We start from the raw sequence: 21,723 nt of genomic DNA, 5'->3' as shown, positions 1-21,723 counted from the left end.
CTGCTGAAACCCCTACTTTCAGCGGAAGGAAACACCCTCATGCGCAGAATCCTCGTCGTCGGTGCCGGTCAGGCGGGTCTGCACCTGGCCATCGGCCTGCTGCAGAACGGCTACGACGTCACCGTGGTCTCCAACCGCACCCCGGAGTCGATCCGCGACGGCCGGGTGATGTCGGGCCAGTGCATGTTCGGCACCGCCCGGGCACATGAGCGCGCGCTCGGCCTGGACTGGTGGGCGGACGTCTGCCCGCCCATCGAGGGCATCGAGTTATCCGTCCCGAGCCCCGCGGGTGGCAAGGCTCTCGGCTGGGCGTCCCGGCTGAGGACTCCCGCCCTCTCGGTCGACCAGCGGGTGAAGATGCCGGCCTGGCTGGACGAGGTCGAACGGCTCGGCGGCAAGCTCGTCGTCCACGACGCCACTCCGCAGGATCTGGAGACCTACGCGGCCCAGTACGACCTGGTCCTGGTCGCCGCGGGGAAGGGGGAGATCGCCTCCCTGTTCGAGCGGGACGCGGAGCGGTCGACGTACAGCACCCCGCAGCGGGCGCTGGCGGTCACCTACGTCAACGGTCTCACCCCCCGGCCCGAGCACTCCGCGGTCTGCTTCAACCTGCTGCCCGGCGTCGGGGAGTACTTCGTCTTCCCCGCTCTGACGCACGGCGGCCCGTGCGACATCATGGTGTTCGAGGGTGTGCCGGGCGGGCCGATGGACTGCTGGGGTGACGTGCGCGGCCCCGCCGAGCACCTGGCGCGCAGCCGCGAGATCCTGGAGACCTTCTTCCCCTGGGAGGCGGCACGCTGCTCCGGGATCGAGCTCACCGACGCCAACGGGGTGCTGACCGGGCGCTTCAGTCCCACCGTGCGCCGCCCGGTCGCCGTCCTGCCGTCGGGCGCCCCGGTGCTCGGGGTCGCCGACGTGGTGGTGCTCAACGACCCGATCACCGGGCAGGGCAGCAACAACGCCGCCAAGTGCGCCGCGGCCTACCTCCAGGCCATCCTGGAGCACGGCGAGCGGCCGTTCGACGCGGCCTGGATGCGGCAGACGTTCGATCGCTTCTGGGCGCAGGCCCAGCACGTCACCCGCTGGACCAACGCGCTGCTGGCCCCGGCCGAACCGCACCACCTGGCGCTCCTGGGCGCCGCCGGCCAGGTGCCGGAGATCGCCGCCCGCTTCGTCAACGGTTTCGACGACCCCGCCGACTACGCCGAGTGGTTCATGGACGCCGGCAAGGCACAGGCCTACCTCGACCGGGTCGCGTCATGAGATCGCTGCGCGACGCGTTGGGCCAGTTCGCCACCGGGGTCGCGGTGGTCACCACCGCGACCCCGAGCGGGGAACGGGCAGGAGTCACGGTGAACTCCTTCAGCTCGGTCTCGCTCGATCCGCCGCTGGTGCTGTGGTGCCTGTCGGACCGCGCTCCCAGCGCGCCCGTCTTCCTGCGCGCGGGGCGTTTCGCGGTCAACATCCTGGCCGCCGGCCAGGACGAGCTGTCGCGGCGGTTCGCGACTCCGGCGCCGGACAAGTTCGCCGGCGTGGACGTGCTCGCCACCCCCACCGGGCTGCCCATGCTCGCCGGAACCCTGGCCACCTTCTCCTGCCGTACGGTGTCCGTCCACGCCGGCGGCGACCACCACATCTTCGTCGGCGAGGTGGAGCACCACCAGCGGTCAGGAGGGGAGCCGCTGCTCTTCCACTCCGGCCGCTACCGCGCGCTCGCCTCCTCCCCGGGATGACGAGGAACGGACGCGTTCCTTCCGCCTCCCACGAGAGCCGGCGCCCCGGCCCTGTGGCGGCCGGGGTGCCGGTCTGAAATTTCAGCGTCGTATCGGACCGGGACGCGACCCACTCCGGCACGGAACGTGCGCGCTACCACGGCGACTCAGTCCTCTCACGAATCACCTTGCCACGTATCGCATTACTCGCAATACGCCGCCTTTGACACGCATATTCACTGCGAGATACCTGTATGTGGAACACAGGAAGGGCGCAAATCTCCCTGCCGAACTCGGACCACGATGGCGTTGATTCGCGTCACTTTCCGAGGCGTCGCGGCCGTTTTGGCCGGCCGTTTCGACCCGGATAACCGAGGAGGAAAGATGCGTGGCGAAAGAAGGGTAACCGGGAAATCCGGCTCCGGCGCCCTGTGGCGCGTGCCGGCGTGGCTGACCGCCGTGGTCGCACTGCTGACCAGCCTGGTGGTGACCAGTTCACCGGCGGCGGCCGGCCAGCCGTACGGGCCGTACACCTGTGCGAGCGGGTATGTGTGGCGGGAGGCCTACGCGGGCGACCAGGTCTGCGTGACGCCGGCGATTCGCACCCAGACCGCGACGGAGAACGCACTGGGCCCGTCCCGCCGGGAGCCGAACGGCGGCCCCTACGGGCCCGACACCTGCAAGCAGGGCTACGTCTGGCGTGAGACGCGGCCCTCGGACCACGTCTGCGTGCCGCCGGCGAGCCGCGACCAGGCCTACAGCGACAACTCCAACGCCGTCCTGCGACTGGCGGACCCGGGCGGGACGCCGCACGGCGGCGTCAGCATCTCCACCTCGCTCAACCAGACCGGTGGCCGCCTGTACGCCAACGGCAGCGGGCTCACGCCCAACGGCACAATATGGTTCTACGCGGTCGGGATCGGCACGACCGGGCCGTTCGTACTGGGTACGCGGACCGCCGACGCCTCCGGCAATCTGCCGGGATGGCAGTACGTCGCGGACGTCTGGTGCCGCAGCTACCAGACGGGGCCGGCCCCCATCGTGGTCCTCGACGTGAAGGCGGGCCTCGTCACCACCGCGGGCACCACGACCGCGTTCCTCCACTGCGGCTGAGCCCGCGCGACATCACTGGCACGACCAGCGCGTACAGGCGGGCACGGCACCTTCCACGGTGCCGTGCCCGCTGCGCCGCGCCGGATTTCACACCGTGCGCAGGCGAGCGGCGACCGGCGATTGAGCGGGAAACAAGGCATAAAGCGGCTGGGAAACGAGCCTTCCCCGACCGGGTCCGCAGCGCTCATAATGCCATCAGGCCTGCGCCCGGGATCGGCAAGCGCGGGCCCGGTCACCGTGGAGGTTTCGTGGCTCCCGAGAACGTCGGCCGTCTGCAGGAACCCGAGGAGCAAGAGCGCCTGATCGAGACGATCACCCAACTTGTGTCCAGTCGCGATTGGGACGAAGCCGCGGCGACGGTTCAACAGAATCCCATTTTGTACGATCCAGAAGTCGATATGTGGTTCGCCGAGTTGATCAAGCACTCGGAGTCGATGGGCTATCACGAATTCGCGAAAAAGCTACCGTTGTGGCGTGATTTCCTGCAGATATGCAGAGAATTCGGCATCGTCAACGCGGTCGAGGCCGCGGGCGGCAGCCTGGTCACCGCCCCCGAATCGGTGGAGCCCCTCGTGCGGCGGGCGGCTGAACTGGAGCAGCGGCATTCCGCGGGTGACCGTACGGCCCTGGAAGAACTGGCCGCCCTGTGGGCGAGGGTCGCGGAGGACCCGGCGGTCCGCCGCGACCACCTTCTGTTGCGCGCGGTGGCTCAGTACAACATGGGCGGTGCCCTGAGGCGCATGCCCGGCCAGGCGGCGAGGGCCGCCGCCGTGATCCGGACCGCCATCCGGCTCCTGCCCGCTTCCTCGGCGTACCGGTCGGCGTTCATGATCGGCCTGGCCCAGGCGCTGGCCGAGGAGCATGACCTGGCCGGGCTGCGGGAGGCCGTGGCGCTGGTGGAGGAGGCGGCACGGGCGGACCCCGGCACCGCCGCACTGGGGGGCGCGGCGCTGCACGACGTCGGGGTCGGCGCCCACGACGTGGGCGAGATCGAGTCGTCCCTGGAAGCGATCGACCTGAGCCTCACCGCTTTTCGGCTGCTGCACGAGGGGGTCTACCCGGATCCGGAAGAGCCTGGCGGCGCGGCGAGCGCGATGGTCCAGATTCTCCGCAGCCGGCATCGGCTCTCTCGCGACCCGGACGACTTGTCCATGGCCGTTTCCATGGCCGAATGGGCCGCCGCGCAAGTGCCCACGGAGTCGGCGGAGTGGGCGTCGAGGCGCAACGGGCTGGCCGTGTGCCTGCGCGTTCGCTACGACGAGGCCGGCGACCCCGCGGACCTCGATCGGGCGATCGACATACACCGGGATGCCCTCGACCGGGTGGCGCCGGACGCCGAGATCCGCCCTTACCACCTGCATGGTCTCGGCGTGGCCCTGCGCCGGCGGTACGTAGCGCGCGACACCCCTGAGGATCTCACCCTCTGCTCGCGGGCCCACGAGGAGATGCTGGGGCTGGTCCGGCCCGGCGATTCCCTCTACTCGACCGCACTGGAGGGGTATGGCCACACTCTTCGTGTGCTGTACCAGGCGAAGGGTCGCATCGGCGACCTCCGCCAGGCCGTGGCGCTGCACCGCGAGGGCCTGGCGTACGAGACCGGCCCGGGGCGGGTGTCGATGGTCTGCAACCTCGGCATCGACCTGCGGCAGTTGTACATGAGCACGGGGGACGTCGCGACGCTGGAGGAGGCGATCGACCTCCTGCGTGAGGCCACCGCGGGGCGAAGGTCATCCACCGGGAATGACACGGCGCTGTTCACCCTGGGTTCGTGCCTCATGGACAAATATCAGGCTTTCGGCGACTCTGCGGTCGGTGCGGAGGCGATCCGGATCCTGGAGGACCTGCTGACCCACACGCCGGAGAACTCCCCTGACCGCGAGGTCCGGCTCGGGAACCTCGCGGCAGCCCTGATCCTGCGGCACGTGCACGAACCGGACACACACGTCGAGGATTTCCTCGACCGCGCCGAGCGACTCCTGGAAGAGGCGGTCAGCCGGAGCAAGGGCCTCGACAGGGCCCGTCATCTGGTCAACCTCGCCCAGTGCGTCATGCAGCGCTCCGGCCACGAGAAGTCCGAACCCGGCATGCGCCGGCTTGTGGGGCTCATGGAGGAGGCGTGCGCGCTGTGCCCGGTCGAGGCGGCCAACGGCGCGGCGTATCGGATCAACCTCGCTATGGGTTACGCCAAACTCTACGAACTCACCGCGGATCCCGCCGCCCTGGCCCGCGGGCTCGGGCTGCTGCGGGAGGCCAGTGCCGCGGGCGTCGACCAGTATCCGCTCGCCGTCATGCGCTTGGCGCGGGGCTGGGGGGACCAGTCGTCCCATCGGGGTCGCTGGGACGAAGCGGCGGAGACGTACGGCTATGCCCTCGACGCGCTGGACCGGCTCGTCGACGAGAGTTCCGTGCGGGAGCACAAGCAGCAATGGCTGAGGCAGGCCGAAGGGCTGGCCGCGGCGGCGGCCGCCGCACACGTGCGCGCGGGCGACCCGTGGGGTGCCGTCGTCGCGCTGGAACGCGGCAGAACCCGGCTGCTGGCCGACGCGCTCGGTGAGGACGCCGCGGAGACCGACCGGCTCGCGCGGGCGCACCCGGCACTCGCCGAGGCGTACCGCTCGGCGGCCGCGACGCTGCGCGGAATGCAGAGCCTGAGCCTGGAGCCCATGCCCGGAGACGACCGGCCGCCGGCGCACGCGTTCGCCGAGGCGAGGCGGCACCGCGAGGAGGTGCTGCTGCGCATCAGATCCGTGCCCGGATTCGAGCGCTTCCGCCTGCCCGACGCCGCCCGGGACGTCTCGAACGCGGCACGGCTCGGCCCGTTGCTGTACGTGGTCCCCGGCATCGAGGCCGGCTTCGCGTTGCTGGTGATCGGCGAATCGGTCCGCGTCCATGCCCTGCCCGCGCTGACCTGGGCTGAGCTCCGCCCGCGCATGACACGGTACTTCCAGGACTACGAACGTGCGGCCACCGACCTCCACCGCTGGCACCGGGCCCTCGACGACACCACCGCCTGGATGTGGGAAGCGATCATGGAGCCGCTGCTCGATTTCGTGCCCGACTGCGCCGAACTGACGCTGATCCCGACGGGGATGATCGCCTCGCTGCCGCTGCACGTCGCCTGGACCCCCGACGCCGAAACGGCGACCGGCCGCCGTTTCGCGCTCGACCACCTGCCCCTCGTCTTCGCCCCGAGCGCCAAGGCCCGTGCCGCCGCGGACCGAGCCGCTTCGACGGCCGTCCCGGCGCCTGCCGCACTTCTCGCCGTCGAGGACCCGCAACCGGTGGCCGCGGCCCCGCTGCGGTACTCGCGGTACGAGATCGACGCCGGCTGTGCGAGATTTCCGGAGGGCAGTCGCCTGACCGGGGAAGAGGCCTCCCGGCAGGCGGTGCTGGCCGCGCTGGACGGCCACACGGTGCAGCACTTCGCCTGCCACGGCTACGCGGACTGGGGGCAGGTCCTGGACAGCTACCTGTTGCTCGCCCACGATGAGCGCCTGACCCTGCGCGACCTGCTCGCCAGGCCGGCCGGGACACGCCGGCTCGTGGTCCTGTCCGCGTGTGAGACGTCGCTGCCGCACGTGGAACTCGCCGACGAGGTGGTCGGTATCGCCACCGGCTTCCTGCAGGGCGGCGCCGCCGGAGTCATCGGGTCGATGTGGCGAGTGCCGGATGTGAGCACCGCGCTGCTGCTCAGCCGGTTCTACATTCTGTGGCGGGACGGGGCCCATCCGGCCGAGGCGCTGCGTACGGCACAGCGCTGGCTGCGCGACGCCACCAACCGCGAGCTGCGGTCGGCCTATCCCGAGATCATGGACAGGTACGCCCCGATTCCGGAGCCGCTGCGGGAAGTGTGGGGCACCGGGCGAGACTTCGCCCACCCCGCGTACTGGGCCGCCTTCACCTACATGGGGGCGTGATGACCGGCCACGCGCGCTCGGTCGTCGACCTGGCGAAGGCCATCAGGCCGGAACTTCCGGCGCTGCTCGGTGCGGAGGCGGAGGAGGTGGACACCGCCCTCGGCCGGCTGCTCGCGCGGAGCACGGAGGTCGAGCAGGAGATCCTGACCCTGCTGCAGCGGTGGCCCGCCACCCGCGAGTGGGCGTATTCCTACCTGGGGCGGACACACGACGGCGGACTACGCGATCCCGGTGCCGCGTACTACCCGCTGACCGGCACCGGGGGCGTTGTGCACTCCGAGACCTACGTCTGCCCGGAATGCGATCATCGATGGCGCCGCCGTGCCGTGGGGCAGGCCGTTCCCGCGTGCCCGGAACACGACAAGCCTCTCGTCCGTACGCCGGATTCGGAGACATAGGTGGTGGACGGTCTGTGGAAGGGCCTGACGGACAGGATCGCGGAACGGTGGGCGAATGTCGTCCTCCTGCCGGCGGCGCTGTTCTGGCTGGGAAGCGGGCTGGTCTGGCTCTTCCGCAACGGTTGGGGGCCCCAGGCGGCCGAGCGATGGATCACGCAGCACGTGACTTCGTGGTGGACCGCGTCCGTCCTGGTGGTGGTGCTGCTGTCAGGGCTGCTGGCCAGACGCCTGACGGATCCGGCGCTCACCCTTCTCTCCGGCCGGTGGCTTCCCCGACTGGGCTGGGTGACGCGCCCGATGGCGCGCAGGTGGGCCAGTCGCGTCGCCCGGCGCGAGGCGCGCTGGCAGGTGCTCGCCTCTCGTAACCGCGCCTGGGCGGAGGAGCAGGAGTTCGTGACGTTGGACGCGTGGCTGCGCACCATGCCGATCGACCCACAGCGGTGCCTGCCGACCCGCCTGGGCAACGCACTGGCCGCCGCGGAGCGATGGCCCAGGGAGAAATACGGGTTGGACCCGGTGCGATGCTGGTCCCGGCTGTGGCTGGTGATGCCCGAAGACACCCGGCAGGAGCTGGCCAGGGCGCGCGGGCGGCTGGAGGCCCAGGTCACCGCCTGGCTTTGGAGTGTGGCGTTCGTCGCCTGGACACCGATGGCGTGGTGGGCGGCCCCGGTCGGCGTGCTGGCGGCCTGGCTCTCGTATCGGGGCGCCGTCCGATGCGTGATCGAGCTCGGCGACCTGCAGGAGGCGGCCTTCGACCTGCATCGGACCGCCCTCTACCGCCAGCTGCGCTGGCCCCCGCCGGAGAACGCCGCCGCCGAGCACTCCACCGGCCGCCGGCTGACGGCGTATCTGTGGCGTGGTTCCGACGAGGCGGTTCCGCTTTCCCTGGATTAGGGCACGTGGCCGCGCACCCATACCGAGGATGGGATCGTGATGCTGCCCTGCGGTGGATCCGGAACGGGTCCGGATCCACCATGCCGGTGCCCGCTCATCGGCCGAACCTGCTCACCACAGCAGGCTCGGCCGGCGGCGGGCCGAGCGCGAGCGGCCGGCGGCGTCAGGACAGCAACGTCTCTCCGATCCACCCCTCCGGGCCGCAGCCGGGAGGAACGGCGAACACGGCGGAGCCGATCGGCGTCGTCCACTCGTTCAGCAGGTCCGCCTCGGCCAGCCGCTCCTGAATCGGGATGAACTGCCGGGCGATGTCGGCCTGGTAGGAGGCGAACAACAGCCCGGTGTCGGCGGTGCCGTCGGCGGAAACCCCCTCGTCGTAGTTGTAGACACGACGGAGGATGCGCGCGCCCGGGTCGGCCACGTGCGCCCGGCGGATATGGGCGTACTCGGAGATGACCGGCAGCCCGGCGGGGGTGAGACGCGCGAGGTCCGGTTCGTCGTGCTCGCGGGCGCCGGTGAGCGGAGCGCCGTCGGTGAGGCGGCGGCCGATCGTGAACTCCTTGGCGACGGTGTCGGCGGCGTCCCAGGTCTCCATCTCGGCGCGGATGCGCCGCAGTACCAGGGTGGTCCCGCCCCGCAGCCACTCCTGCTCCCCGGCGAACCAGACCGCCCGATCGAAGTCGGGTGTGCCGGCAACGGGGTTGACGGTCCCGTCGAGCTGTCCCATCACGTTGCGCTGTGTGGTGTGGGGCTGCTGGGAGTGCGCGGCCCGCCGGAAGCCCCGCTGGGTCCAGCGGACCTTCGCGAACGACCGGGCGTCCTTGACGAGCACCCGCAGCGCGTGGGTGACGGTGAGCGGGTCGTCCGCGCAGATCTGGACGAGCAGGTCGCCGCCCGTCCACCGGTCCTTCAGCCGGTCGATGCCGAACGCGGGGAGGGGAGCGACGGACTCCGGCCGCTGATCAGACGTCTTGGTGGCCGCGAACAGACCCGGTCCGAAGCCGAAGGTGACGGTCAGCCGGGCGGGCAGCACGGCCAGATGGGGCTCGGTGTCGGCGAGCGCGGGCTGTCCCTGGGTGATGCGCCTGGCGTCGTCGGTGAGCACGCGCATCAGCCGCGCCACACTCTCCCGGTCCGAGCCCGACCGCAGGTCGAACGCCACGAACGCGGCGTGCGCCTGCGGCGCCGTCGCGACACCGGCCTGGTGGGCTCCGTGGAACGGCTCCACCGCCGTCGCCCGGGGCGAGTTCCCCTCCGGATCGACGGTACGGCCGGCCGTACTCGTGTCGTCGGCGCTCGCCCGCGCCACGACGGCCCCGCTCGTCGCGGCGGCGGCCACCACGGCGCCGCCGGACAGCAGAGCCCTGCGGCTCAGGCGCGGGCGGGGGAGACGCTCCGCCTCGTCATGCCGCTCACTCATCCATGCCGCCCATGTCGGCGCCCGGCTGGTAGTTCTCCTTGGCGCCGGCGAAGTCCTTGCCCAGAGCCGTGAAGGTGTAGGTACCGCCCCCCTTGAGCTCCAGCGTGAACGGCACCTCGGACCCCGGCTTGATCTCGGAGGGCACGTCCATGACCATGATGTGGTCGCCGCCGGGCTGCAGGACGTGGGAGCCGTGGGCGGGAACCACGAAACCGCCCTTCTTCGGCCGCATCACCATCTTGCCCTTGGACTCCACGACCTCGTGCAACTCCACCATGGGTGCCGCGGGCGTGCTGCCGGCGATGACGGTGACGTCCGAATCGGAGTTGTTGACCAGCGTGCCGAAGGCGGCGGTCATCCCCTTCTTGGCGGTCTTGACCCACGGGTCGGTGATGCTGAGCGCGGCCGGGGCGGATGACGGAGAAGCCGCCACCGCCGACGGCGACGCCGCCGAGGCGGAGGACGGCTCCTCGGAACCGCAGGCCGCCGTGGCCGTCACTGCGCCCAGGCTGAGAACGACGAGCATGACACGGGAGAACATGAAGATCCCTTCACCCGGCTGAGCCGGTGACTGGTACCGCTGCACTGAACGATTTCGGCGTACGCGAGCGCACGTCGGACGCACCCGCCGCTGAGGGGGGGGTGCCGGTCACATCAGAGAGAGCCCGCCGACCAGGTGACGGTCAGGCAGGAACAGTGCGAACGGTGCCAGGAGGGCCGCGCCGGCCCACCGAATGGCCGAGCACGACCGGCCGAGCGACCACCCGGCGCTCGATCACCGGGACGACGACCGCGCCGTACGCCGGGTCCGGGAAGACGGCGAGCACGATGCGCAGCCGGACGGCCAGCCGGCGCAGCAGCGCCCAGAGCAGGGTCTCGCCACGCGCCAGCCACGCCGCCGTCAGCGCGACCGCCCAGCCGTGCATGACCAGCATGCCCAGGCCGGGCACCAGCCCGGAGTGGACATGCCCGCCGTGCATCGTGGAGCCGGCGGTGACCGGTTCCAGGGTGTGCGCGAACGAGAACAGCAGGTGGAGCGCCGCCTGCGAGGCCGCCAGGGCCGGCAGGATCACGGCCAGCGTCCGCTCACGCCGCGCGAGGGCGTGCGCGGGCAGGAAGGCGACGAGCAGGGCCACGAGAACGGCGAGCGCGGAGACCGACCCGCCGCCGACAGCATGCGCCCCGACGCCGAGCGCCACCGAGACCGCGGCGAACGCGGCGGCCCGTACGGCACGGAAGGGCATGCTAGCTGTCATGGCGCCGCAATCATCGCACAACGCCTCCCCGCCCCCCAGTGCGTACGGTGACATACGCCACGACCGGGTCGAATACGTCCTGAAAGAGCGCGAGCGCCGGTGAGAACGAAAGGGCCTGTCGCCCGGCACCGCGATTCCGCCCTCGTGCAGTGGCCCGAGCCCGTCATGAACGAGCGGACGGCGTGGTATCGGGGCTGACCAGCCTCTGTGCGATAGTCGTTTTCATCATGCGCGCCGCCTTACCCCTGCGACTCGCGCGGTCGGCCGCCTTCACGGTCGTCTGCGTGCTCCTCGCCGTAGGCGCGCACTGGTTCGCCGGCGGGGCCGCCCCGCCTCTCCCCGCCCTTCTCGTGGGCGGAGCGGCCGTCATGGCCACCGCCACGGCGATGGCGGGCCGGGAGCGGTCGCCATGGGTCGTCATCGGCCTGCTCCTGTCAGCCCAGGCATTCCTGCACGAACTCCTCGCGTCCCTCTCGCCGTCGGTGGAGTCGGCCGTGGCGCACTCGCACCGGCTGGGGGTGGGCGCCGGGATGCTCACCGCGCATGTCACCGCGGCGTTGGTCACGGGGTGGTGGCTGTCGCGGGGCGAGGCGGCGCTGTGGTCGATCCTGCGCAGGATCGGCACGGGAGCGATCCGCTGGCTCCGGGCCGTGCTCGCGGTGTTCCACGTCTTTGCCCGCCTACGCCCCCGCCCCCGGCTCGCGTCGTACGACCTCGACCGCGAGCCCCGGGGCGCGGCTGTCCTGCGACACGCCGTCATCCGGCGCGGACCGCCGGTTCTCGTGTTCCTGTGATTTTCTCCGAGCCCTTCTGAGGGTTCCTTCGCGCGGCCTACTCGCTTGGACGTCACGCCTGCCCGCGAAAGCGGCTCGCCTCGACGCCCCGCGGACCGCTCATGCCGGTCCGTGCGGCCCGCGCGCCCGCAGGTACTCGCACACGATGACTGGAGACTCCCGATGACACCGCTGTCCGCCGTTACACGCCGGGCCACGGCCTCCCCATATGCCTGGAGCCTGTCGTGAAGCGTCCCTCACCCAGAGCGGTTCTCCTGTTCGGCATCTCGTGCCTCTTCGCGGTGGTTCTCGCCGCACCCGCGTTCGCACACGACAGCCTGAAGAAGAGCACACCCGCCGCGAACGCCGTCGTCTCCGGGCTCGACGAGATCAAGCTGGAGTTCAGCGCGCATGTCAGCTTTCCCGTGGTCGTCCTGCATGACGCGACCGGACGCCGCTTCGAATCGGGGACTCCCCGCGTCAGCGACTCCACGGTGACGGAATCGGTCGCAGGCCCGCTTCCCCCGGGCGGCTACACCATCGCCTGGCGGGTCGTCTCCTCCGACGGCCACCCCATCCAAGGGGAGATACCGTTCGTCGTCCGATCGTCATCGGTGGCATCGGCCGGAGGCACGGCGCCGGCCGCCACCCCGGTGGCCGGAGGGGACCGCCCGGACCAGGAGACCGGCACACCGGGCTGGATCTGGGTGGTCGCGACCGCGGTTCTCGGGGCAGCCGCCGTCCTGGTGGCGCGGGCCAGGAAACCGGCGACACCACCCCTCCCGGGCAACTCGGAGGACCGCCCATCGGGTCACGAGAACGGTGAGGGCGAGTGACAGGGAAACCAGCCAGAGCGTTTCTGCTCCTCGGCCTTCTGTGGGCCGCCCTGGGAGTGTTCGCCGCACCGGCGCTGGCACACGACACCCTGCGATCGAGCACACCCGTCAGCAACGCCGTGGTCTCCGGCCTCGACCTCGTCGAGCTGGAGTTCAACAACGACGTGCGCTATCCCGTCGTGCTCCTGCACGACGCGGCCGGGCGGCGCTTTCCGTCCGGCACACCCCGAACCCGCGGCGCCAAGGTGCTCGTGGACGTCGACGAGCCGCTTCCCTCCGGCAGCTACACCGTCGTCTGGCGCGTCGTCTCCGCCGATGGCCGTCCCATCGAAGGAGAGATCCCGTTCACCGTGCGGTCATCGACGGCTCCACTGCAGACCGCCCCCGTGTCCAGCGCCCCCGTGTCCAGCGCTCCGGCGCCGTCACGTACGCCTGCGAGCGCGATGGGCGAGACGGACGAGCAGGGCGGCCTCTCCGGCTGGACATGGGCGGCCATGGCAGGGGTGGCACTCGCCGGAGCCGGGGCACTGCTGATGTGGTGGAGGAGACCCGCTCACAAAAAGTGGTCCTGACAGCGGGTGACCGTCGGACGATCCCGGCGAAGGATTGGACGATTTCGTCTAGTTTGTGGTGGTATGTCAGTAATTGTCAAGGCCGTTCCTCCGGCATGGCTCCAGCGGGCCGGCGCGCCGGAAGGTGGGGTTCCACATGGCCGTTCGAAGGCCGGGGAATGATTCTCCGCGGCTCACCGCCCGCGGGGCGGCCACTCGCGCGCGCATCGTCACGACCGCGGCGAACCTGATGTTCCGGCAGGGGGTGACGGCGACGACCCTCGATCAGGTGGTGGACGCCTGCGGCGTCAGCAAGTCGCAGCTCTATCACTACTTCCCGGACAAGGAAGCACTGATCACCGAGGTGATCGCGATGCGGGAGAACCACCTGGTCTCCTCTCAGAAGCCGCAACTCGACCAAGTGCGCTCGATGCGGGATCTCGAGAGATGGCGTGACTCCATCGTGACGGGCCATTGGGAGCGCGAAGTGCCCTACAGATGCCCCATCGGCTCCCTGGCCACCGAACTCGCCTGCCGCTACGACGACGCCCGCCAGTCCCTGGCGGCCGTCTTCGCCAGGTGGCAGGAACTGCTCGCGGACGGCCTCGCCCGCATGCGGGAGAGCGGCGAGCTCGACCCCGGCGCGGACCCCGCGAAACTCGCCGTCGCCTTCATCGCCGCCATGCAGGGCGGCTACCTGCTCGCCGAGACCATGCAGGACGAACGACCCCTCGTCGTCGCCCTCGACATGGCACTGGACCACATAAAAGCCCAGGTCAAGACCCCTGTCGCCAGCTTGACACAAGCGGACAACTGACCCCAAGGTGGACGAAATCGTCCAATTTGCCCATGGTGGTGGTCCACCGGGTGCGGCAGGAGAATGGTGAAGCAGATGCCGTCTCTGCACTCGATGCAGACGTACTACACGACAGCGGCGACGATGCTGCTGCTCCTGCTCACGGTCCTGGGCGGCGTGAGCCTGGACCTGGCGATCCGATACAGGGTCGAAGACCAGGTGTTCTTTGACGCCGAGCAGGTCGCCGCCCAGTGGAGCGCGCAGGTGCGCGGCGGCGTGCTGCCGAATCCCGACTCCGTCTCCGGCACTGTCGACCTGGTCCAACTGGTGGACGCACGCGGCAGGGTCGTGGAGGCAAGCCCGGGCGCGACGGAGCGGCCACGGCTGAGCACGTTACGGCCCGCACCCGACGACCGGCTCCAGCGGCGGGTCGAGTGCCACCCGGGCGAGCCGTGCCTCCTGCTCATGGCCAACCGCGTGTCACCGGCCCCCGAATCTCCCGTCGTCTACGCCGGCACGGTCGAGCGGCCCCTTATCGCGACGCACCGACTCGAATACCTCATCGCTGGGGCCGCATTCCTCGTCATCCTGCTGGGCGGCCGCCTCATGTGGTGGATCATCGGCCGGGCGCTGCGCCCGGCCGAGCAGCAGCGCCAGCTCGCCTCCGTCACCTCCCACGAGCTCAGGACACCGATCGCCGGGCTGCGGGTGCAACTGGAGGAAGCACTGCTCCACCCCGATCACGTCGACCCCCGCGACACCATCCGGGGGGCACTGTCGGCCACCGGCCGGCTGGAGGCGATCGTGCAGGACCTGCTGACGATGGCCGGACTACGCGGAGGGCAGCCGGCGCCGCACGAGCCGATCGACCTCGTGGCGCTGGTCACCGAGGAGGTGGACGCCCACTTCGGCGGCACGCCGGTGGAGCTCTACGCCACCGGGGACGTGTGGGCGCACGGCTCGAGGATCCAGCTGATCCGGCTGGTCGGCAACCTGCTGAGCAACGCGCGGCGGCACGCGGCGACCGGCGTCACGGTCTGCGTCGGATCCGCCGACGGCCAGGCGGTCCTCTCCGTGACCGACGACGGGAACGGCATCGCCCTCGCTGACCGTGAGCGGGTCTTCGAGCGATTCACCCGACTGGACGAGGGGCGGCGCCGGGACGCCGGCGGCACCGGGCTGGGGCTCGCCATCTCTCGCGACATCGCCCACGCCCATCGGGGAAGCCTGCGCATCGAGGACTCCCCGCGCGGCGCGCGGTTCGTCCTCCGGCTGCCACTCCTCGTCCGGAACGCGATCGGCGAGCGGAATCTCACCCAGCGGGCGTGATGCTTCCCCTGGAGCTGACCGGCTCGGACCGCCGGGCATGGATCAGGATGCCGTGCAGGTGAGGGTGGGTGTGCCGCTGGTTCCGGTACCGAGGAGACCGAAGGTGGTGCCGGTTCCCGCGCCGAGTGCGCCGTTGTATCCGAGGTTGCGGGCGTCGATGGTCGATCCGCTCGTCGTCAGGGTGGCGTTCCACGCCGAGCTGACCTTCTCGTCTCCGGCGAAGGTCCAGCCGACCCTCCAACCGTTGATCGCCCTGGATCCGGCCACCACACGCACCTCCGCCTGGAAGCCGCCGGGCCATTGCGAGACGACTCGGTAGGTGGCCGAGCAGCCGAGCCCAGGGTCACCGCTCGGGGACGAGCTGGGGCTGGGGCTCGGCGACGGGCTGGAGCTCGGTGACGGGCTCGGCGACGGCGACGGCGACGGGCTGGAGCTCGGCGACGCAGACGGGCTGGGGCTGGGTGACGGGCTCGGCGAGGGGTTCCCACCGCCGGTGAAGTTGACGTCACTGCAGAAGTAGTACGACTGGTCGAGGTGACTGGCCTGCCAGAGCGTGAAGACGATGTGGTGGCCGGTGCGGCCGGGCGCGTACACCTGCACCGGCGTCGTGGTCCCGGTAGGCATCCTGCCCGTCTCGGTGACCAGTTCCAGGTCGCTCCAGTTCAGCCGCTGAGTCAGCGGGTCGAACCCCTGCTTGGTCACGTACACACGGATGAAGTCGGCGCCGTGGGACGATCCGTCCAGCAGGTTGAGGGTGAACCGGTTCGGCTTGTCCACCGTCTTCCACGGTCCCGGTTCGTCCATCGCGGCGTACCGGCCGTTGAAGGTCAGGCCGCCGCTGCACAGCTGCCCGTCGGGGACGGCGGTCTGGTAGTCGCCGCCGACGCCGTCGCGCAGCAGCCCGTTCCAGTTCCACATCGCGGAGGGGTCGGCCTGCCAGGCCTTGTAGCACATCGGATCCTCCGTCGCCATCCGCGGCGACTGCCATTCACTCGCCCAACGGGTGTAGCAGCCGTACTGGCGGGCGGGCGGGTCGCTGACCGCACCGTGCGCCGCGGCGGGTGACGCCAGCACAGGGCTGACCAGGAGCGCGGCCGCCACGGCGAGGGACAGACGCCGGATCAAGCCGCCCCCGGTGGACGTGGTGGCCAGGCGACGCAGAAAGTCGAGCACAGGTAACCGCATTTGCGCTTTCTCCCTTGATACTGAGGTGAAGGGAACCTAGCGACGGTCGCCGGAAGACGACTCTTATCGCCAGGAGTTCTACCGCCCGCCACCGACTGCACTGCCGCTCAGACCCGGAGGCAGAGAAACAGGAAGGCGGTGCCTGGTCTGTCGGCGAACCGTGGGGCGGGAAGGCCGATGGCGGCGAGGGCGCGGCCGGTGAGCCGCACCTGGCTCGACGCCCAGTCGGGATGACGGTCGAGCGGGCCGGACACCTCGCCGGGGATGGCCTCGACGACGTACTCGGCGTCGGGGTCGAGCCCCGGTAGTCGCATCGGCGCCGTCCGCTCCACGACGCCGGTCTCCAGCTGCACATAGGAGTACACGGCCCGGCTCCGGTCGCGGGCCACGATGCCGTGGACCCATGCGGCAGGGTCGGGGTGGTCGGCCCGCACCACCTCGCCGGTGTGCAGCAGTGGGCGTAGTTCCTTGTACAGGGCGATCCACTCGGCCAGCGCGGCCCGCTCGGTGAGCGCCCATGCGGTGATGTCGGCCTCGATCCCGGCATGTCCGAACAAAGCGGTGGCAGCCCGGAAACCGAGCGTGGTGACGCGCCCGGTGAGGTGGGATGGGGAGGAGCCGACGTGTGAGCCGATCAGCTCGTACGGCAGCAGCAGGCTGGTCCACCGCTGGATGTGCTGGCGTTCGATGGGGTCGATGTTGTCCGAGCCCCAGACACGGTCGGTGCGCTCCAGAATGCCGAGATCGGCCCGGGCGCCCCCGGAGGAGCACGACTCGATTTCCAGCGCGGGGAACCGGGCGCGCAGCTCGTCCAGCAGCCGGTAGACGGCCTCGGTCTGCGCATGGGTACCGGGCACGCCTTCATGCACGGGCTCGGCCAGGTCACGGTTGTGATCCCACTTGATGTAGTCGATGCCGTACTCGGCCACCAGGCTGCTGATCCGTTCCAGCAGGTAGGCGTACACCTCGGGATGCGCCAGGTCCAGAACGTGCTGGTTGCGTCGGGGTAGCGGCCACCGCCGCGGGTCGGCCAGCAGCCAGTCCGGATGGGCACGAACCAGATCGGAGTCGAGGTTGGCCATCTCGGGTTCGAACCACAGCCCGAACTGCATGCCGTGCTCGCGTACCCGCCGGACCAGTTTGTGCAGGCCGTCGGGCCAGACGGTCTCGTCCACGTACCAGTCGCCCAGGCCCGCGTCGTCGCTCCTGCGGTGGCGGAACCAGCCGTCGTCGACGACGAACCGCTCGGCGCCCACCTCCGCCGCGGCGTCGGCGAGCGCGAGCAGGCGGTCCTCGCGATGGTCGAAGTAGACCGCCTCCCAGGTGTTCATCGTCACCGGGCGCGCCGATCCCGGATGAGTCGCCCGGGCGCGCAGCATGGCGTGGAACCGGCGGCTCAACCCGTCCAGACCGGCGTCGGAGGCCGCGAAGTACACCCACGGCGTACTGTACGACTCCCCCTGGCCGAGCCGTACCTCGCCGGGTTCGAGCAGCTCGCCGGCGGCGAGCACGCTGTCCCCCTCCGGGAGCCGCTCGACGTACTGGACCTGGTTGCCGCTCCAGGCGATGTGCACCCCCCACACTTCGCCGGTCCGGAACCCGAACCCCGGAGTGCCGACGACGAGCGGGCCGGCGTCGAACCAGGTCCGGCCACGGCGGTTCTCTCGCGACCAGGCACCTTGGCGCAGCGGCGCCCGCTGCGGGGACCGCTCCCTGGCCCAGCGGCCGGCGAAGTCGAGCACCTCGCCGGCCTGCGCGGGCAGCGGCATCAGGCAGGCCAGGCGATCCAGCGTGTACGGCGAGATGGCGGTGTTGACGAGCGTGTGGCGCATCCGCAGCACACCCTGAGGCGTCAGCTCGATCTCGGTGGCCAGGTCGAGGCCACAGTCAGGGTCCTTGGCAAGCGCCTCGACACGGCTTCCGTCCACGGTGACGGCCTCGGCCAAGGCGAACCGGGACGGACGCCAGCCGCTGTCGTGACGCCCGGACAGCACCGGTCGGCCGAACCAGCCGTCGCCTTGGCCGGGCACCACATCCTGGCCGGGCACCGGCGGAAGCCCGGTGAGCGGTCCTGGGCAGACACCCCAGTACAACACCCGCGGCGGGCGCGGTCCGGCGAGTTCGAGGACGACGCCGACGCCGTCCGCGGACAAAGCGATCACCAAAGCTCCAAGCCAGGGGTGTCGGGTGGGCATGGCCCCGGAGAACCTGCGCCGGCAGGTGGGTGGGGTGACGCACTCCTCATCCGGCGCTCGCCGGTGCGGTGGTCCCTCGGGGGATGAGCGTGGCGGTCGGGCACCGGCGTTCCGTGACCGGGCCTCCCTCGACGAGTTCCAGCAGAGACGCGGCGACCAACTGTCCGAACAGGTGCACGTCGAGACTCATGGTGGTGAGCGGAGGCGATGCCAGGCGGCACATGCTGGAGTCGTCCCAGGCGATCAGGCTGAGGTCACGGGGAACATCACAACCCAGCTCCTTGGCCGCGGCCAGGCCCGCGACCCCCATGAGGTCGTTGTCGTAGATGATCGCTGTGGGAGGGTCGGGCCGCTCCAGTAACTTGGCGGTGAGTTTCGCCCCCGATTCCTCCGAGTAGTCTCCCTCCAGCATGACCGGCTCGACGCTGGCCGACCTCATGCTGTCGAGCAGCGCTCGGGTGCGGATCCGTGTGTGGATCAAGGCGGTGGGACCGCTGACCCGTGCGATGCGGCGGTGCCCGAGCCTGCTGAGGTGGGCGACCGCTTCCCGCACCGCGCCGACGTCGTCCGTACGGACGGCCGGGGTGTCTCCTTCCGGCTCGCCCGCCACCACGGCCGGCAGCCCGATCTCGCGAAGGACCGCGGGTCTGACGTCCTCGACCGTACGGTTCACCAGCACCACGGCGTCGACCATGCGGTTGTCCGCCCACCGGCGGTACGCGGCGATCTCGGCCTCGTGTGTGTTGACGACATGCAACAGGACGGAACGGTCGTGCTCGGCGAGCAACTCCTCGATACCCGCGATGAACTCCAGGAAGAACGGTTCCGCACCGAGCAGGCGTGGTGGCCTGGCGAGCACCAGGCCGACAGGGGTACCCGCGCTCACGTCGCGACCGCCGTCAGGGCGTTGGCGCTGCACAGCACGCCGGGAGCGGTCAGGGCGGACGGGTCGTCCAGCACCTCGGAGGTTCGCACGAGAAAGGTGTGCGACTGTCCGGCAGGCAGTGAGACCAGCATGTCGTCCACCAGGGCGTCGGCGGCGACCTTGTCGGCCAGCAGCGCGATGTCGCGGGTGAAGGAGACGGCTCGCACCTCGACCTCGTAGCCGCCGGGCAGCCTGTTGACGGCCGTGACGAGCGGCGCGGGCTCGTACACCAGGTCCCGATCCTCCGCGAACACGTGACAGACGCGGACGTCACCGACGGTCATCACCAGCACCTCCCGCTTCACGTCGGCAGGCTCGAGCAGGTCGCCGGGCAGTTCGACGGTACCCACCGACCTGGGCGGCACAACGAGGGCCAGGTCGGCGCCGGCCAGTACGTTGCCGGCGAGCGTCTGCCGGAGCGCGGCAACCGTCCCCGTCCAGGCCTCGTCGTGGTCGTTGACGGCGATCAGAACCGTCCGGCCGTCCCTCGGCTGAACGGTGAGCAGCCGAGGCGCGAAGGCGTGCTTGAGGGCGTAGTAGAGGGGCTTGGGCCGTCCGTCGCCGTCCACCGCCGCCCAGGATGTGACCGGCCAGCAGTCGTTGAGCTGCCACACCAGCGCCCCGGCCGTGCGCGGCCACCAGGAGCGGAAGTGCTCGACGCCGAACGCGACGGCGCGGGCCTGGTTGAGCTGTGCCGCCCAGTGCCAGTCCTCGAAAGCGGCGGGCACGGAAAGGTGCGGCTCCATCCCCCGGTCGAGCTTGACGTCGCCGTTCTCGGCCTTCTGATGGAGCAGGAACCCCGGTGAGTTCGGCGTCATCGGCTCGTCGTGGATCCACCTGGTCAAGGTGCGCCAGGTAGGCGGTGCCTGGAAACCGAACTCGGCGCAGAAGCGCGGGATGTGGTCGCGGTAGTGGGTGTAGTCGACCTTGTTCCAGACGGCCCATTCGTGCCGGGTGCCGTGGTCGTCGTCGTTCGGCCGTGAGTCGCCGGGGCTGTAGGGGCTACCGGGCGTGTAGGGCCGGGTGGGGTCGAGCTCCGCCACGATCCTCGGCAGCAGTTCCGTGTAGTAGCCGAGGCCCCAGGTGCGTCCCTGAACTGTGTCGCGCCAGCCGGGCCACTCCGCGAAAGCCTCCAGGTTCTCGTTGTTGCCGTTCCACAGTGCCAGCGAGGGGTGGGAGACCAGGCGGGTGACGTTCTCCCGCGCCTCGGCCTCGACCTCGCTCCGCAGCGGCTCCTCCTCGGCGTAGAAGGCGCAGGCGAAGGGGAAGTCCTGCCATACGAGCACCCCCCGCTCGTCGCAGACGTCGTAGAAGTCGTCGCTCTCGTAGATGCCGCCGCCCCAGACCCGCAGCATGTTCATGTTCGCGGCCACGGCCTGGTCGACTCTCCGGGCGATCCGCTCGCGATCGACTCGGGTGAGGAAGTGGTCGTCGGGAATCCAGTTGGCGCCCTTGGCGAAGACGGGCCTGCCGTTGACGACGAAGGTGAACGGGCTGCCTGCCGAGTCGGGTTCGGTGTCAAGGGCGATCGTGCGGAAGCCGACACGTCGCTGGGCGATGTCCACCGGCTGGTCGTCCTCCAGCAGCGTGACCGTCAGGTCGTACAACGGCTGGTCACCGTAGCCGACCGGCCACCACAGTCTCACCTGCGGTACCAGCACGGTGACTGTCGCCGCGCCGCCGGACACGGGCACCTGCTCGGAACGGCCTCCCACATCGGCCCTGACGCTGTAGCGGCCGTCGCGGACGCGGTCGAGCTCCACGTGTACCTCGACGCGGCCGGTGCCGTCGGCGTCCACAGTCACCAGCGGGCGTACGCGGGAGAGCCGGGCGCTGTCCCAACGCTCCAGCCCCACCGGCTTCCAGATGCCGGCTGTCTGCAGGTCGGGGCCCCAGTCCCAGCCGAATGAACAGGCCATCTTGCGGACGGCGTTGTAGGGGTGAGGGTAGGCGCGCATGCGCGAACCCAGTTTCTCCTCCACCTCCTCGGCGTGGTTCAGGGCGGAGCGGATCGTCACCACGAGTTCGTTCGCGCCGTCCTGCAGGATCTCGCCCACGTCGAAGCGATATCCGCGGTGCATGTTCGCGGTATGGCCGAGAAGCCGTCCGTTGAGGTGCACCATCGCGACCGTGTCGATGCCGTCGAACACCAGGTCCACTCGCTCGCCAGGCCGCGCGGCCGACGTCTGGAAGGTCGTCGCGTACCTCCAGTCGGCGCGGTGCATCCACACCAGTTCCGCTTCGTTCCGGTCCAGGTACGGGTCCGGGACAAGACCCGCCGCCATGAGATCGAGGTGAGAGCCGCCCGGCACCTGCGCCGGGATGTCGCAGTCGGCGACCGCCTCCGGGACGGGTCCTCCGGCCACCCGCAGACGCCACCCGTCGTGCAACATCTCGCGGATCATGAGCCCTCTTCCCTCGGG

At 70.5% G+C, this 21,723-nt stretch carries 18 protein-coding genes; 11 read left to right on the top strand and 7 right to left on the bottom strand.

Annotation, left to right across the window (positions count from 1 at the left end):
* The first annotated feature begins 39 nt into the window (after positions 1–39).
* The 6 genes from HHX40_RS19730 (at position 40) to HHX40_RS19705 (ending at position 8,034) form a co-directional block, all read left to right on the top strand.
* Positions 40–1,263: a styrene monooxygenase/indole monooxygenase family protein gene (locus tag HHX40_RS19730; protein WP_182881783.1), complete on the top strand. Its 1,224-nt coding sequence runs from the start codon at positions 40–42 to the stop codon at positions 1,261–1,263.
* Positions 1,260–1,733 (top strand): flavin reductase family protein, encoded by a 474-nt coding sequence (locus HHX40_RS19725; protein WP_165900614.1) that lies wholly within the window; start codon positions 1,260–1,262, stop codon positions 1,731–1,733. The genes HHX40_RS19730 and HHX40_RS19725 overlap by 4 nt, the downstream gene beginning before the upstream one ends.
* Before the next feature lie 363 nt (positions 1,734–2,096).
* Positions 2,097–2,825, top strand: a complete 729-nt coding sequence (locus tag HHX40_RS19720) for a hypothetical protein (RefSeq protein ID WP_182881782.1) — start codon at positions 2,097–2,099, stop codon at positions 2,823–2,825.
* A gap of 377 nt (positions 2,826–3,202) precedes the next feature.
* Complete coding sequence (locus HHX40_RS19715; protein WP_182881781.1) at positions 3,203–6,742, top strand: CHAT domain-containing protein; 3,540 nt, start codon at positions 3,203–3,205, stop codon at positions 6,740–6,742.
* A complete protein-coding gene (locus tag HHX40_RS19710; RefSeq protein ID WP_182881780.1) occupies positions 6,742–7,140 on the top strand; it encodes a hypothetical protein in 399 nt (132 codons plus the stop codon). Before HHX40_RS19715 ends, HHX40_RS19710 begins: the two co-directional genes overlap by 1 nt.
* Positions 7,141–8,034, top strand: a complete 894-nt coding sequence (locus tag HHX40_RS19705) for a hypothetical protein (RefSeq protein WP_182881779.1) — start codon at positions 7,141–7,143, stop codon at positions 8,032–8,034. It begins immediately after the preceding gene.
* A 163-nt stretch (positions 8,035–8,197) separates the two neighbouring features.
* On the opposite strand, the gene HHX40_RS19700 is transcribed toward HHX40_RS19705, so the two are convergent.
* From HHX40_RS19700 to HHX40_RS19690, 3 genes are all read right to left on the bottom strand, one after another.
* Positions 8,198–9,454 (bottom strand): Dyp-type peroxidase, encoded by a 1,257-nt coding sequence (locus HHX40_RS19700; RefSeq protein ID WP_182881778.1) that lies wholly within the window; start codon positions 9,452–9,454, stop codon positions 8,198–8,200.
* Positions 9,447–9,995 (bottom strand): copper chaperone PCu(A)C, encoded by a 549-nt coding sequence (locus HHX40_RS19695; protein WP_220499345.1) that lies wholly within the window; start codon positions 9,993–9,995, stop codon positions 9,447–9,449. Before HHX40_RS19695 ends, HHX40_RS19700 begins: the two co-directional genes overlap by 8 nt.
* 142 nt (positions 9,996–10,137) lie before the next feature.
* Positions 10,138–10,710, bottom strand: coding sequence for an MFS transporter (locus tag HHX40_RS19690; protein WP_182881777.1), 573 nt, complete (start codon positions 10,708–10,710; stop codon positions 10,138–10,140).
* A 227-nt stretch (positions 10,711–10,937) separates the two neighbouring features.
* On the opposite strand from HHX40_RS19690, the gene HHX40_RS19685 reads away from it, so the two are divergent.
* From HHX40_RS19685 to HHX40_RS19665, 5 genes are all read left to right on the top strand, one after another.
* Positions 10,938–11,504, top strand: a complete 567-nt coding sequence (locus HHX40_RS19685) for an MFS transporter (RefSeq protein WP_182881776.1) — start codon at positions 10,938–10,940, stop codon at positions 11,502–11,504.
* A gap of 224 nt (positions 11,505–11,728) precedes the next feature.
* The gene (locus tag HHX40_RS19680) at positions 11,729–12,319 is read left to right on the top strand and encodes a copper resistance CopC family protein (protein WP_182881775.1); all 591 of its coding nucleotides are present in this window, start codon (positions 11,729–11,731) and stop codon (positions 12,317–12,319) included.
* On the top strand, positions 12,316–12,891 hold the full coding sequence (locus tag HHX40_RS19675; protein ID WP_182881774.1) for a copper resistance CopC family protein: 576 nt from the start codon (positions 12,316–12,318) through the stop codon (positions 12,889–12,891). The genes HHX40_RS19680 and HHX40_RS19675 overlap by 4 nt, the downstream gene beginning before the upstream one ends.
* Positions 12,892–13,027: 136 nt before the next feature.
* Positions 13,028–13,687: a TetR/AcrR family transcriptional regulator gene (locus HHX40_RS19670; RefSeq protein ID WP_182881773.1), complete on the top strand. Its 660-nt coding sequence runs from the start codon at positions 13,028–13,030 to the stop codon at positions 13,685–13,687.
* 75 nt (positions 13,688–13,762) lie between these two features.
* Entirely contained in the window at positions 13,763–14,995 is a 1,233-nt protein-coding gene (locus HHX40_RS19665; protein WP_182881772.1) for a sensor histidine kinase, read from the top strand.
* Positions 14,996–15,037: 42 nt separating this feature from the next.
* On the opposite strand, the gene HHX40_RS19660 is transcribed toward HHX40_RS19665, so the two are convergent.
* The 4 genes from HHX40_RS19660 to HHX40_RS19645 all read right to left on the bottom strand — a co-directional run bounded on the left by HHX40_RS19660 (position 15,038) and on the right by HHX40_RS19645 (position 21,705).
* Positions 15,038–16,180 carry a lytic polysaccharide monooxygenase gene (locus tag HHX40_RS19660; RefSeq protein WP_182881771.1) on the bottom strand — a complete coding sequence of 381 codons (1,143 nt, stop codon included), beginning with the start codon at positions 16,178–16,180 and terminating at the stop codon, positions 15,038–15,040.
* 107 nt (positions 16,181–16,287) lie between these two features.
* The gene (locus HHX40_RS19655) at positions 16,288–18,375 is read right to left on the bottom strand and encodes an alpha-galactosidase (protein WP_182881770.1); all 2,088 of its coding nucleotides are present in this window, start codon (positions 18,373–18,375) and stop codon (positions 16,288–16,290) included.
* A 46-nt stretch (positions 18,376–18,421) separates the two neighbouring features.
* Positions 18,422–19,261 (bottom strand): LacI family DNA-binding transcriptional regulator, encoded by an 840-nt coding sequence (locus HHX40_RS19650; protein WP_182881769.1) that lies wholly within the window; start codon positions 19,259–19,261, stop codon positions 18,422–18,424.
* Positions 19,258–21,705: a glycoside hydrolase family 2 protein gene (locus HHX40_RS19645; RefSeq protein ID WP_182881768.1), complete on the bottom strand. Its 2,448-nt coding sequence runs from the start codon at positions 21,703–21,705 to the stop codon at positions 19,258–19,260. Before HHX40_RS19645 ends, HHX40_RS19650 begins: the two co-directional genes overlap by 4 nt.
* Positions 21,706–21,723 lie beyond the last annotated feature (18 nt).

This window comes from Microbispora sp. H10949 (assembly GCF_014161435.1).
GTDB lineage: Bacteria > Actinomycetota > Actinomycetes > Streptosporangiales > Streptosporangiaceae > Microbispora > Microbispora triticiradicis.
Note: the sequence above shows the minus strand (reverse complement) of the source record. Positions and strands in the feature narration are given on the sequence as shown.